The sequence below is a fragment of the Pseudomonas sp. P4_C1 genome (assembly GCF_056402155.1).
The window spans coordinates 1-13,258 of the sequence record NZ_JBFUHY010000103.1; the positions used below are offsets into that span (position 1 = coordinate 1).

Consider the following 13,258-nt stretch of genomic DNA (forward strand, 5'->3'; position numbering starts at 1 on the left):
GTCGTCTTCCGCCCAGTAGAGTCCATCGTGCTTGCCGGGGGTGCTGAAGATTTTCTGCGCATATTCGAGTGCGCCGTCTCCGTCTCGATCGACTGACGCGTAGTCCATCTGGGCATCGTGATAGGCCAGCACCGATTGCACCGCGGCCAGTTCGTTGCGGCCGATTTGACGGGCACGGATCTCGGCACTGCCGGCCTTCAGGTCGAAGCGCCAACCGTTAGCGTCTTTTGTCATGGGGATGGGCAGTGTCCAGTTCTTGCTGCCGACCTCCAGGACAACCTGGCGGTAACTGGTGTTTTCAAAGTGGTGTTGCTCGCGGTATTGCTGCAAGAACGCATCCACATCTTTGCGCTGTACACCTTCGCGGGGGATGTAATTGTGCCAGTCACTGCCAAGCAGCTCGGTCAGGCGTGCCTGGTCGGCGTGTTCCGTGCCCAGTGCCTGGACAAAGGCTTCAGCGGCCTTTTCTGGCGTTGGAAAGGCCTGCTGTGCCGTCGCCACGCACGACCACAACAAGCCGGCAGCTATCGCAAGGACATGAGGGAGCAAGCCCGTGAGTCCCTTCAATCGAGGATGGTTTTTCAACGACGGCCCCCCCTTTGACGCGCTGGTGGACTGGACGGCCGGCTGACCTGGTGACCGGCCGATCGCGCGGCACTGGGGCGTTGGGCGGATGCCTGGCTGGCCCGGCCACGATTGGCCTGGACGTTGGCCTGGGACGGTGAGCGTGCGCCGGCGAACGCATTGTTGCGGGCACTGCCGGCACTGGCGGCCGGTCGTTGATTCGCCGTCTGACGCGTCTGCGCCTGGCCCTCTCTGCGCTGATTGAGCTGAGCGCTCTGGTTCCTGGGCTGCTGATTCTCCCGGGTGTTTCTGGCCGTGCCCTGACCTCTGTCAGCCGCCTTTGGCCTGTCTGCACCGGCCTGCAACCGATTGTCCCCCGCGGTTGCGGACTGGAGTTTGCGTGTTTGATCACGGGCTTCGCGGTTGCTGGTGGCAGGTCGTTCGATACCGTGCCTGTCCATTGAGGTGCGGGCATTTTCACGTGCCTGGGTGCGCTGGGCATTGTCCCCGCGATAGGCTTCACGCTGATTGGCGCCGTTCAATTGGCGGCCGTACTGTGCGCGGCTCGCGCTGTCTCGATARGGCACGCCATTGCGGTGCACCGGGTTGTGCTGCCATTTGTTCTGGTTGTTAGTGATGCGGTTGTTGGTATTGATGTTGTTGTAGCGATTGACGTCGATATCAATGTCGTTATTGCCCCAATCACATTCACCCCACAACGATCCAACGATCGCCACACCAGCGCCAAACGCCAGTCCGGCCATCAGGGCCTGACCAGGGTAATAGGCCGGTGGCGGTGGATAGTACACGGGCGGCGACGCCGGGTAGGCCCAGGTGCCGTAGGTGGTGGTCGGGTTATAGGTGGGGACGTACACCACCTGCGGATCGGCAGGCTGGATGATGATGGTGGAGTTGCTGGCCGGGGCCGATTCAGGGGCTGGAGCCGGTGCCGCAGTCGTGGTCGCCGGTGCCGCGACATTCTGGATCGTCACGTTCTGATATTGGTTGCTCTGCAGGTTACCAGCGGCCTGGGCCTGATGACGCAAGCGTTGTACGCCGTTCATGACATCGTCGGGCTGCGCCAGGAAGGCATCACCCAGGCGTTGGACCCAGACGGGATCCTGCCCCAGCGTTGCCAGAACCTGCGGGAAGGCGACCAGCGCCTGCACGCTCGGATCCCAGGGCTGGTTCGCTACCTGTTTGACTGCATCATCGCCCTTGGCGTCCGGGTGCGCTTTGGACCAGGTGACCGCCTCGCCGACTTCCCCCGGGTAGGTAGTGGCCATCAGTACCTGTGCCAATAGTGGGTCCGGGTAAAGCGCAATGGGCGCCAGCATTTGATCCAGCTGTTCCTGGGTAAACACGGGATCTTTGGCAGGCGCGGTGGCAGTCGCGGTGGCGGGCGCTGTATCGGCAGCGTTTGCGGGTGCGGCGGCGGTCACATCCGCAGCCTGTGTCAGGCAGGAAGATCCACTCAAAAACAGAACGGCTGACAACGCGTAAAAAAATGGAATGCGCATTGCACCCCCTATGTGGTCAGGCAGGCTTGAAATGAATGAGTCGCTGCCGCAGAGGTGAAAGCTGACTTTGCAAGCCACAGAGCCCAGCTTCGATGCCGCTTTCTAATGGTAGCAGCTCATTCGAACGACCCAGGTTGTCTTTAAAACGGCGTCAACCTGATCGATCACTGGGCGCTGGCATCGCTTTCGTGTTCTTCGGCGAATGCCATGAACACCTCCAGGTCCAGCACATCCAGCTTGATCTGGGCGATGAACGCCGAGAAGGCCAGATTGGCCGCGAGCAATCGCAGATCAGAGGCCCAGGCCGGAAGGTAGGTCGGTCCCTTGAGCCAACCGGACTCGAACAGTGGCGCCAGGCGCACGGTGTCAGCCAGGCTGAGGCGCCCGGCAAACAAATGCCCCACCAGTTCCGGCCGGTTATCGCGGATTGCAATGCGCAGCAGGGTGTGGACGCCGAGTAGCCCGGTCAGGTAGGCGGCATCCTTGGTGAACGCCGAACCGCCCCGCAGGTCGGCGCCGCGGAACACCCGTTGGGTGGAGCGGAAGGATTCCTCCTGCGACTGCCCGGCCGCCAGAAAGCCTTCGAACACCTGGATGAAGTCGGCACCCTCCAGCGCCTGCTGGACGGCGAGCACGCGCAGGGCCAGACGACGCAAACGATTGATGTCCATGCTGCCGGTGAACAGTTCAGCCAGGGTGGCAATGCCTTCCTGGGTCTGGGTCGTGCGCGGTGCGCCCAGGCCCAGGCTTGTGAGGTTGGGCTGTCGCGCACCGTTTTGTGCCGTGGCGACATGCACGAAGGCCTCGTGTTGCAACAGTTGGTTCTTGTCCAGCTCCGAGAACAGCGCACTGGCCCGCAGGCGGATGCGGCTAGATCCGGCGATGGCCTTGGCGGCCAGGTTCGGATCGAGTACGACCGTGATCTGTCCGACGCCGAAGAAACGGTCCAGTTCCGGTTGAATCCAGGCGGCGAACGCCTTGGCCGGGATTTCGGCCGGGCAGGGTGGAATCCGCGCGCTACCCAGCAGGGCGTCAGTAGTCTTGAGAAAGAAACGGGCCGCGTCGAGCATGCTCAGTTGCAGGCGTTTGTAATAGAAATCCGGGCGCCGATACAGTGCAGACGAATAGTGCGTAAACGCAGGAGTACCAATTGCCCCCAGCATGTGTCCGGCCGTGGCATAGCTACGGGCGGTCATGGCGAGGAAATTCCCGGCCGGATGCCCGACATCGCAGCGGCTGATAAAGGTTTCCAGAGCGGCGATGTCGGCGCTGTGCTCGCGGGGCTGCAGCTTGACATCGGGTAACTGAGCACGCCCGCTGCGCCATTTCGCCAGGAAGTCTTCCTCGACGCCATCGGGCCAGGACAAGGCATCCAGCACGCGGATCTTGCGGGTCAGGTCGGGCAGGGCGGCATCGAGTTCGGACAGGGCGGCGGCGCTCATGGATAGCTCCTTGAGGGACGAAGTGACGTTACTAAAGCTTAGTCGTCGCGCTCGGTTGCGTGTGTTTGCGAAGACAGGCAAGCGTCCTCAGAGCAGGCTCCACGACACCCCGAGGTACATCGCCATGCCCTCGCCGGGGGTGGAGCGTGCCGCGTCCAGGCCTTTGTCGTCGTAGCCCGGCGTGACCGTGGCGGCATAGTGCTTGTCGGTCAGGTTGCGCAGGTCCAGCCAGGTCTGCCAGTCGCCCTTGGGCGCGTTGTAGCCCAGTGTCGCGCCGAAGATTGCGTAGGGATCGGCGTAGTAGCTGTTGGCGTAATCGACCGCCACCGTGGACACCCATTGTGTGTTGACCGCGGCGAAAAAGCCTTGTGGCCAGTCGTAACGCAGTTCGCCCTGGTAATAGTGCATCGGCAGGCCCGGCAGGCGGTTGTCGCCGAAGCGGTCATCGTCGCGGTAGTGGAAGTCACTGAAGGTGTAGCCCTGGCGCAGACTCAATTGTCCGCCATCGTCCGGCGACCAAAGAGGGCTCAGCAGGCTGGCTTCCACGCCCTGGTGCACGGTGGGGCTGGCGTTGAGTTCGTAGGGGGTGGTGGCGTTGGCATCCGGCAATACCGACAGCAACTCGTGGCGCACTTGGGCGTAGTACCAGGCCAGGCTCCACTGCCCCAGCGTGCTGTCACCGCGGCCGCCGATTTCCAGGGTGGTGGCGGTCTGGTTTTGCAGCTTGACCGGATCACGCTGGGCGCCTGTGGCGGGGCCGCTGCCTGCCGGGAACCGAATGTTGGAGCTATAGATCAGCGACCACGGGTGCGGTGCCTCGACCGAGCGACTGAGATTGCCGAACAGTTGCAGGTCAGGTGTCAGTTGATAGCGCAGGCCCACGCGCGGGGCATAGTCCCAGTCGTGCAGGCTGGTCTTGCCACCACTTTGCGGGTAGGTGACATCGCTTTCACGGCGGGTGTAGATGGCAGCGAGGCCGGTGGTCAGCCACAGGTCGTCGGCGATTTCCAGGTCATTGCCCACATGCAGGACGCTGTCCGAACCCTGGTAGGTGAAGTTGCGAATCAGCGTGCCCGGTGCATAACCGGCGGTGTTGCCGGTGGGGATGCGCACGAATTCGCTGGCACCCGAGTTGGGCAGGTGTCTGGTCACTCGCAGGCCCAGCGTGCTTTGGCTTTGCAGGCCCCATAGCGAGTCGCGACGCTTGTAGTCGAAGGTGCCGCTGACGTCCGTGTACGCCACCTTCAGGCGGTTGGGACCCTCACGCAAATCCATTGGGTAGTCGTGGTAGACAAGACCGGTCTGGATGCTCGAATCGTCATCGATGTACCAGGTGGTCTTGTTGCCGATAAAGGTGCTGCCCGGTTCGTCGCGGCGGTCGTCCCGCGCCACGTAGGCCGGGTTGGCCGTCCGTGGGTCGTGCTCGATGGAGTGCTTGGTCACGCGTCCCGCGAGGTCGTTGTCGGTCTGGCGGTGGCGCAGGTAGAAGCGTGTTTCCAGGTTGGGGTTGAAGCGATAACCGAAGTTGGCGATGACACCCTGGCTCTCACTGGCCGTATGGTCCTGGTAGCCGTCGGCGTTGGCGTCGGTCATGGCCACGTAGTAATCGAAGGCACCCAACACCTGGCCGGAGCTGACCTGGCGTTGACGATAACCGTGGCTGCCCGTCGCGTAGCGTACCTGCAACTTCGGCGCGTCGTAGCCGGTATGGCTGACGTAATCGATGGCCCCGCCCAAGGCCAGGGCGCCGCGGTCGAAACCGTTGGCGCCACGCAGCACTTCCACATGGTCGAGCCAGAGCGGCTCCAGCAGCTCATAGGGCGTGCCGCCAGGGCCGGTCAGCGGCAGACTGTCGAGCATGGTGTACAGCCCCGAGGCATGGGCGCCCGGTGCACGGTTGATACCCGATCCACGGATCGAGATCTTCACCCCTTCGTTGCCCGCCGACTGGGCGTAGATCCCCGGCTGGTAAGCCAGCACATCCTGATTGCTGGCCACGCGGCCCTGCAACGGGCGGCGCATGTCGACCACATTGGTGCCACCGGGCACCTGGGCCAGCCGCGCCCTGGCGTCCTCGATCCCCTGGTCTTCATCGCTCTGGTCCTCAGCCCCGATCAGCACTTGTCCCAGCTCCAGGCTCTGGGCCTCGGCCATGGCCGGACAAACAAGGGCCAGGCCCAGCAGCGCGGCGGGCAAGTATTCAGGCGAGGGCATGGGGGGAAACTCCAGACGTACAGGAACGGGCAAAGAACAGTGCGACGCAAGAAAGAACGAAGGGAGCACATGGCAATTTTGCTTTTTGCACGCCAAGGGTTGGGCGGCCGCGATTCAACGCTACAACGGTTTACTGCATTCCGACGATGAGGGGGATGCGGCATTCATCCGCCACAGGAACGACCGTCTCCAAATACGACGAAAGTCGTATGGAGGTCTGTTTAGGCACATGTTAGTAGACGTTTATCTTGAAAGCGCAATTGCTAATTTGTATCATTCGTTTTCAATCCAGCGAAGCAGGGAACGCAGCGCCCAAACAATAAAAAGGTCAAGGCAATGCTCAAAATGCTTCTCGTATACGGTCATCTGCTCGCTACGTGTATTGCCCTGGGGAGGGTGTTGCAGGCGGATCACAAGCTTTGGAGTTGGCGCAAGGAAATACTGGACCAGGCGCGGCTCGAGTACCTTGATGAAACCCGGAAGATCGTCAGCCTCGCACTGCTGGGCCTTTGGGCAAGCGGATTGTTGCTGGTGCTCCAGGGTTACCTCAATGAAGGCGACGCGTATCTGCTCAATCAGAAACTCTGGGCCAAGGTGACTGTCGTCGCGCTGCTTAGCCTGAACGGTGCATTGTTGCATCGAGTTGGTTTCCCGCTTCTGCAAAAGGCTCCATTCGTCGCACTGCGCACTGCAGGGCGCACGCGGCTTGCCTTGTTGGGTGCGCTTTCCATGAGCGGTTGGCTATTCGCCGCATTCCTGGGGGTGGCTCGAGCCTGGAATCACGTGTTGCCTTATCTGCATGTGATGGGCGTATTCGCGGCATTCTCGTCACTGGCTTGTTGCGTGGCACTTGCAGTCGCCGGTAGGGCGGGCAGTGTCGGTGCGCAAAAATCCTCGGTACCGGGGTAGCTATCAACTGACCGAGGGAAGCCCGCTCCCTGAAGTGGCGGGCTTCAGCGAATCCGGTGTCGCCTGAGCCGCTGTCACCTTTCGGTGATTACCCGTGGTAGAGGCCGCTCGAACACTCGTCCTTTTTTCATGACCCATAGGCGGTTTCCCGACAGTTCGATCGCTTTCACAAAGCCGTCGGTCGGCTTTCTCCTGCGCGGGTTGACCCGGAGCCAGAAAGGGCTAACTTAGATTACGTGGGAAAAAATCCCACGCGAAAAATTCAAGAGAGATTGTAAGTTTACGGGTTACTCCCATGCCGCTCCCGGATCGCAGCGCGAATTGCGTTGGCACTGCTCGCGGTAAATCACCAGGAGAATGCACGATGAACACTTACCTGCTTTTCAAGAGAGGCCTACTGGCGCTGGCAATCGGTGGCGTCCTCTCGGCTTCCGTCGTTTTGGTTCCAGACTCCGTTTCCCATGAATCGAGTGCCTATGCCAAGGATGGTGGTGGCGGTGGCGGTGGCGGTGGCGGCGGTGGTGGTAGCGGTGGCGGCGGCGGTAGTGGCGGCGGACATGGCGGCAACAGTGGGAGCGGTGGCAGTGGAGGCCACGGCGGCAACAGTGGAAGCGGTGGCAGTGGTGGCCACGGCGGTAACAGTGGGAGCGGCGGAAACAGTGGTCACAGCGGCAGCGATCATGGGAACGGGAATTCAGGCCATGCCGGTTCTGGAGGCTCGAACTCCGGTCGCGGTGGTACCCATGCAGAAGCGGGTGACGACCACGGCGCCCACGTCGGCGGTGAGCCGGGTGACGACCACGGCGTCCACGTTGGCGGTGAGCCGGGTGACGACCACGGCGTCCACGTCGGCGGCGAGCCCGGAGACGACCACGGCGTCCACGTCGGCGGCGAGCCCGGAGACGACCGCGGCGTCCATGTCGGCGGCGAGCCGGGTGACGACAGCGGCAATCATGATGGTGGCGAACCCGGCGACGACAACAGCCGGATCTGAAGCGGCCTGATGACCTCATACAAGACCCTGAAGACCGGTTTTGTATGAGGCACGGCAAAAAAAAGCGCCTGTCTTCATGGGATTATTTCCCACGTAGCTATACTGGGGTTAACTGACCAGGAATGCGCTGAATGCAATCGTCTACCTTGCCCACCTCGCTCCTCAAAGCCTTGCGACATGTCATGCGGCCGCTGGTACGCCTGATGCTGCGCAAAGGAGTCACCTACCTGGTGTTTGCCGACCTGCTCAAGGAGGTTTTCGTCGAGGTGGCGGACCGAGAGTTCCGTCTGGGCGACAAGGCACCGACCGACAGCCGCATCAGCCTGCTCACCGGCGTGCACCGCAAGGATGTACGGCGCTTGCGCAACACCAGCGACCCCGCTTCTTCCACGCTTCCGGAAAACATCACTTTCGGTGCGCAACTGGTCAACGCCTGGGCCAGGGCGCCGTTCTGCAACGACGCCGGCCAGCCACTGCCATTGCCTCGATTGGCCAGTGCCGGCGGCGACCGCTCCTTTGACGCCCTGGTGGCGAAGGTCAGCACGGATATCCGGGCGCGAGTGGTGCTGGACGAGTGGCTGCGCCTGGGCGTCGTGCGCCTTGACGAACAAGATCTCGTGCACCTCGAAGCCCAGGCCTTCGTGCCGCAAAAGGGCTTCGATGAGAAAACCGCTTACCTGGGGCACAACCTGCACGATCATGCCAGCGCCGCGGTACACAACCTGAGCGGCGAAGGTCCGGCCTTTTTTGAACGCAGCGTCCACTATGACGCGCTGACCCCAGCGAGCGTCGAGGCGTTGCGCGAGGCCGTTGCCAGCGAGGGGATGCAGGCCCTGTTGAGTTTCAACCGACTCGCCGCCGATCTGGAATTCCGCGACCTGCCCAGTCTTGAGTCGCGTCAGCGCATCACGGTCGGCCTGTACTTCTACACTGAAGTTTCAGATCCCAATTCATCAACGGCCCCTAAGCCATGACCGTCAACTTGCGCCTGATTCGTGCAATCGCCCTTGCTCTGGGCCTCGGGCTTCCGATTGTGTTGCAGGCCGCCCCGACCTGTGTCAGCCAGAATGACGCGGGCACAAGTGAAGTTCCGGTCATCCAGGCTCCGGGTGGCACCGGCGGTACGGGTGTGGCGCCTGGTGGCATGGGCGGTACCGGCATCAGCACCGACAACGGCGGGGTGGGTGGTACAGGCGCACCGCTGAAAAAGCGCCCTGGCGGGATTGGCGGCACCGGTGCCGTTGCAGGCGGCGTGGGTGGCACGGGCATTGGCAGTGAAAGCGACAACGGCGGGATCGGTGGCACCGGCATTGTCGGCACTATCACCGGGTTTGCCTCGATCTGCGTCAATGGCGTGGAAGTGCACTTCAGCAATAACGTTCCTGTCAACGAGAACGGCATTGCCACCACCAGTACCCAGCTGGCAGTCGGCCAAGTGGTTGCCGTGGAAGCGTTCAATTCCAAGCGAGGTCTGGAGGCCGGGCGCATTTCTATCCTGCACGTCTACGAAGGCCCTTTGACGGCCCTGCCGAGAGATTCCATGCCCATGCGTGTCATGGGGCAGCCGGTACGCCTGGCCGGCGGTGCTCAAGTCGCTGCTGGTCTGCGCCCGGGCGATCCGGTACGGGTCAGCGGGCTGCGCGATGCTCGTGGCGAAGTGGTGGCCAGCCGCATCGACCGGGCACCCGGCCTCAAGGAGGCCAGTGCCATCGGACCGGTGGATCGCAGCGGCTATCTCCACGGGCTCAAACTCGGCAATAACCCAAGCCCGGCGCAGGAAGTGCTGGTACGCGGCCAGTGGTCCGGCCGCGAACTGGACGTGACCCAAAGCCGTCCCGACCCGAGCCTGCCCTTCATTGGCCGGGTACACCATGCGGTGATCGAGGGCCTGGTACAAGGCCGACAGGACCGCCATTTGGTGGTGGGTGGTTTTAATGTGACGCTGGCGCGCGACACCGTGTTTGTTGGTGTGCAGCCTTCAGAACTGGCGCTGGATCGACGCGTGCGGGTCATCGGCGTGTTCAGCGGCGCGCGGGATGTGCAGGCAACGCGTATCGAATTGTCTCGCGAGCGCTCCGATTCGCCAGCCAGCAACCAACACGGACGACTCCGAACCCGCGAGCAAGGCACGGACGACTCAAGTGGCTCGAGCAACTCGAGCGGCTCCGATAGTTCCGGCAACTCCGGCAACTCCGGCAACTCCGGCAGTGACAGGAGTGGCGGCTCCGAGAGCGAAGGCAGTGTCATCGACGATACTCGCCACGGGGGCAATGACAGTCGTGGCAGCGGCGACAGGACGGAAAGCGTGGACAGGTCCGGCAAGTCAGAGCGTGTCGAGAAGGTCGAGCGACCCGACAAAGTGGATAAAGTCGAAAAGGTCGAGCGTCCGGATAAAGTCGAGAAAGTTGAACGTCCAGAAAAAGTCGAGAAGGTAGAGAAAGTCGAAAGGGTCGAGAAAATCGAGAAGGTTGAGCCGGTTGAAAAAATCGATCACTCTGGCAGGCCGGGTTAAACAGTGCAGTCATGATGCACTTTCGTCATAAGTAACTAGGCTAGGTAAGTCACGCAACAAAGCATGCGTGTGAACTTCGATGACGGAACACACGAGGTGAACATGGACCCCAAGCGCATCCTGCTTGTTGGTTTGCTCGCCAGCCTGGCCTTGCCAGCCTTGGCCGATACCTTCACGACCTCAATCGGAACCGACTACTCTCGGGGCGACTATGGCACCGGTACTACTTCCGAAACCTGGTACGTCCCACTGGTGGGCAAATACGAAACCGGTCCCATGACCTACAAGCTCACTGTGCCCTGGCTGCGCATCACCAATCCTTCGGTCGGCCCTGACGGCGAGCCGTTGCCCGGCGGCTGCGGCAAAGTGGTAAGCGGTTTGGGCGATACCGTCGCCGGTGCCGACTATGCCGTGCTTGACGGCAGCGTTGACGGGTTGTTCGTGGACCTGATCGGCAAGGTCAAGTTGCCTACAGCCGACGAAGACAAGTGCCTGGGCACAGGCAAAACCGACTATTCCGCCCAGGTCGACGTCGCCAAGGCCTTCGGCCCTGTGACCGGGTTCGCCACTCTGGGCTGGAAAAAATTCGGCGACCCGTCGGGCTCCGACTTCGACGACCCGATATTCGCCGGCCTGGGCTTCGCCATACCCGTGTTCGCACGTACCTCGGCGGGCGCGTCCTACGACTGGCGGCAGAAGGTCGTTTCCACGGGCGACCAAATCAAGGAGCTCACCCTGTTCCTCACGCACAAGCTCAATCAGAACTGGAAGTTCCAGTTGTATGCCGTCAAGGGGTTTTCCGACGCGAGCCCGGATGGCGAGGCTGGACTGGTGTTCAGCCACACCTACTGATACCCGCCTGTTTCCCTGCACTGATGCGTTTCACCGCTTTGACCCAGGTTGGGTCCAGGCGCGACGGTGCGTGTCGAAAAGCCAGTCAGGCCAGCCAAGCTCAGGTCCTGATGTTCGGTCGTTGACACTCAGGCTGACAGCACTAATCTAATAGGTGTGGGAATATTTCCCACGCAACGATGCCGGCTGGCTCTGAGGGATCGTGCGAATACCGCAGTTGCTCGTGATTGCTGCAGATTTATGGCCGTGCCGGTTGGCTGGCCGCTCCAGTGGGCGGCCGGGAACTCACTGGACATTGCGTTCGATACGGAGATGACGGCGCAACTCCAAGCGGAGGTGCATCATGGTACTCAAGAAGTGTTTGTTGGCTCTGGCAATTGGCGGGGTCCTGTCGGCATCGACTGTCCTGGTGCCTGATTACATCAGTAGTTTCTCCACCGTGCATGCCAAAGATGGCGGTAGCGGTGGAGGTGGAGGTGGAGGCGGCCACGGTGGTGGCGGCAGCGGAGGCAGCGGCGGAGGCGGCGGTGGTCACGGTGGTGGCGGCAACGGTGGCGGTGGCGGCGGCTCTGGTGGCTCCGGCGGAGGTGGTGGTCACGGTGGCGGCGGTGGTTCCGGCAGTGGAGGCTCCGGAGGCGGTGGCCACGGTGGTGACGGCGGAGGCGGTAGCGGTGGTAGCGGCCATGGAGATGGCGGCGGTCATGGTGCTGCTGGCCATGGCGGCCCGGGCCGCGGCGACGCTGATCATGGCGGAATGGCCGGGAATAGAGGCCCGGGCAATGCGCGTGACAACGACGATGACCATGGTGGAATGGCCGGGAATAGAGGCCCGGGCAAAGCGCGTGACAACGACGATGACCATGGTGGCATGGTCGGGAACAGAGGCCCTGGCAAAGCGCATGCCAACGACGATGACGACGATGCGGATAACGCCGCAGATGCAGCCAGGGAAGCCGCAGAAGACGCCAATGACGCAGCCAGGGAAGCGGCAGAAGAACCCGGTGAAGCAGCCAGGGAAGCCGCAGAAGACGCCAATGACGCTGCCAGGGAAGCCGCAGAAGACGCCGCAGATGCAGCCAGGGAAGCTGCAGAAGATAGGGGCGCTGCCAGGATCGACGCAGATGTAGCCAGGGATGCTGCCAGAGCCGAGGCGGATGCGGCCCGAGACGCTGCGAGAGCTGAGGCTGATGCAGCCCGAGACGCTGCCAGAGCCGCTGGCGTACCGAAAGCAGATGCAGATGCAGCCCGGGACGCCGCCAAGGCAAAAGCAGATGCAGCCAGAGATGCTGCCAGGGCTGCCGCAGATGCGGCCAGGAACGCTGCCAAAGTAGAGGCGAGGGAGGCCAGAGAGGATATGGCCGACGCCCCTGATGCCCCGGATGTCGATGTGGCTGAGGTACAGAACTAAGCCCGCACGTTCGGCAATGAACATGGCAGGCATACCCGAAGAAAACGTCCCGGGAGCTTGAGGGACGTATCGACTATGAGTCGCAAACCCTGAATAGTCGCGGGGTTTGCGACTTCTTTTTGAAATCTGCCGCACGGTCCGAAATACCGACGAGGATGTCGGCAGAGGGGGGGGGCTGAGCAGGACGGGTGTGGCGCTGTCATTGAATGTGGTGGCCTGGAACCGTGCCATCGCTGGGAGTGGGCGATGGGTGGCGTCCACGAAATAAGGGGTGCTTCAGTGACGACGTGGTCCGGGCTCTCTGCTGCCCCAATGCTTTATATAGGCGCTGGGGGTTTTCATGGTGGCAACCCGGGTGCCTTGGTAAGGAAGAAGTATTTTCAGGCGGGGGGGTTGACCACGTATTTTAATACTGTACTATTCGCCTCCCGCTAACGAGCAGCTTGATGTTGTTCTTGGCTTAAGTAGTTGATTTTATTGAAAAATCAGAAGCTTTTAAGGTTGCAAGTTGAAAAGATGCGCTGTAAGATGCGCACCTCGGTTGAGACGAAAGATCTTAACCAACCGCTCTTTAACAACTGAATCAAGCAATTCGTGTGGGTGCTTGTGGGGTCAGACTGCTAGTCAACAGATTATCAGCATCACAAGTTACTCCGCGAGAAATCAAAGATGTAACCAACGATTGCTGAGCCAAGTTTAGGGTTTTCTCAAAACCCAAAGATGTTTGAACTGAAGAGTTTGATCATGGCTCAGATTGAACGCTGGCGGCAGGCCTAACACATGCAAGTCGAGCGGATGACAGGAGCTTGCTCCTGAATTCAGCGGCGGACGGGTGAGTAATGC

At 61.6% G+C, this 13,258-nt stretch carries 10 protein-coding genes and 1 rRNA gene; 7 read left to right on the top strand and 4 right to left on the bottom strand.

From position 1 onward, the window contains the following. From AC1DU9_RS27930 to AC1DU9_RS27945, 4 genes are all read right to left on the bottom strand, one after another. Positions 1–501: DUF2950 family protein (locus tag AC1DU9_RS27930; RefSeq protein WP_477811098.1), on the bottom strand; the 501-nt coding region annotated here is incomplete at its 3' end. An 80-nt stretch (positions 502–581) separates the two neighbouring features. Then, positions 582–2,084 carry a DUF3300 domain-containing protein gene (locus AC1DU9_RS27935; protein WP_223462567.1) on the bottom strand — a complete coding sequence of 501 codons (1,503 nt, stop codon included), beginning with the start codon at positions 2,082–2,084 and terminating at the stop codon, positions 582–584. A gap of 164 nt (positions 2,085–2,248) precedes the next feature. Next, positions 2,249–3,526, bottom strand: a complete 1,278-nt coding sequence (locus AC1DU9_RS27940) for a flavohemoglobin expression-modulating QEGLA motif protein (RefSeq protein WP_223462566.1) — start codon at positions 3,524–3,526, stop codon at positions 2,249–2,251. Between the two features lie 87 nt (positions 3,527–3,613). Further along, the gene (locus AC1DU9_RS27945) at positions 3,614–5,740 is read right to left on the bottom strand and encodes a TonB-dependent receptor family protein (RefSeq protein WP_223462565.1); all 2,127 of its coding nucleotides are present in this window, start codon (positions 5,738–5,740) and stop codon (positions 3,614–3,616) included. A gap of 336 nt (positions 5,741–6,076) precedes the next feature. On the opposite strand from AC1DU9_RS27945, the gene AC1DU9_RS27950 reads away from it, so the two are divergent. The 7 genes from AC1DU9_RS27950 to AC1DU9_RS27980 all read left to right on the top strand — a co-directional run. Then, positions 6,077–6,649, top strand: a complete 573-nt coding sequence (locus AC1DU9_RS27950) for a hypothetical protein (protein ID WP_223462564.1) — start codon at positions 6,077–6,079, stop codon at positions 6,647–6,649. A gap of 364 nt (positions 6,650–7,013) precedes the next feature. Continuing rightward, entirely contained in the window at positions 7,014–7,643 is a 630-nt protein-coding gene (locus AC1DU9_RS27955) for a hypothetical protein (protein ID WP_457266340.1), read from the top strand. A 131-nt stretch (positions 7,644–7,774) separates the two neighbouring features. Continuing rightward, complete coding sequence (locus tag AC1DU9_RS27960; protein ID WP_223464009.1) at positions 7,775–8,617, top strand: DUF6502 family protein; 843 nt, start codon at positions 7,775–7,777, stop codon at positions 8,615–8,617. Continuing rightward, a complete protein-coding gene (locus AC1DU9_RS27965) occupies positions 8,614–10,155 on the top strand; it encodes a DUF5666 domain-containing protein (protein ID WP_223464008.1) in 1,542 nt (513 codons plus the stop codon). The genes AC1DU9_RS27960 and AC1DU9_RS27965 overlap by 4 nt, the downstream gene beginning before the upstream one ends. Before the next feature lie 102 nt (positions 10,156–10,257). Continuing rightward, complete coding sequence (locus tag AC1DU9_RS27970) at positions 10,258–11,007, top strand: hypothetical protein (RefSeq protein WP_223464007.1); 750 nt, start codon at positions 10,258–10,260, stop codon at positions 11,005–11,007. A gap of 443 nt (positions 11,008–11,450) precedes the next feature. Beyond that, complete coding sequence (locus AC1DU9_RS27975; protein ID WP_457266341.1) at positions 11,451–12,134, top strand: hypothetical protein; 684 nt, start codon at positions 11,451–11,453, stop codon at positions 12,132–12,134. Between the two features lie 1,007 nt (positions 12,135–13,141). Next, positions 13,142–13,258 (top strand): 16S ribosomal RNA (locus AC1DU9_RS27980); the annotation flags it as partial.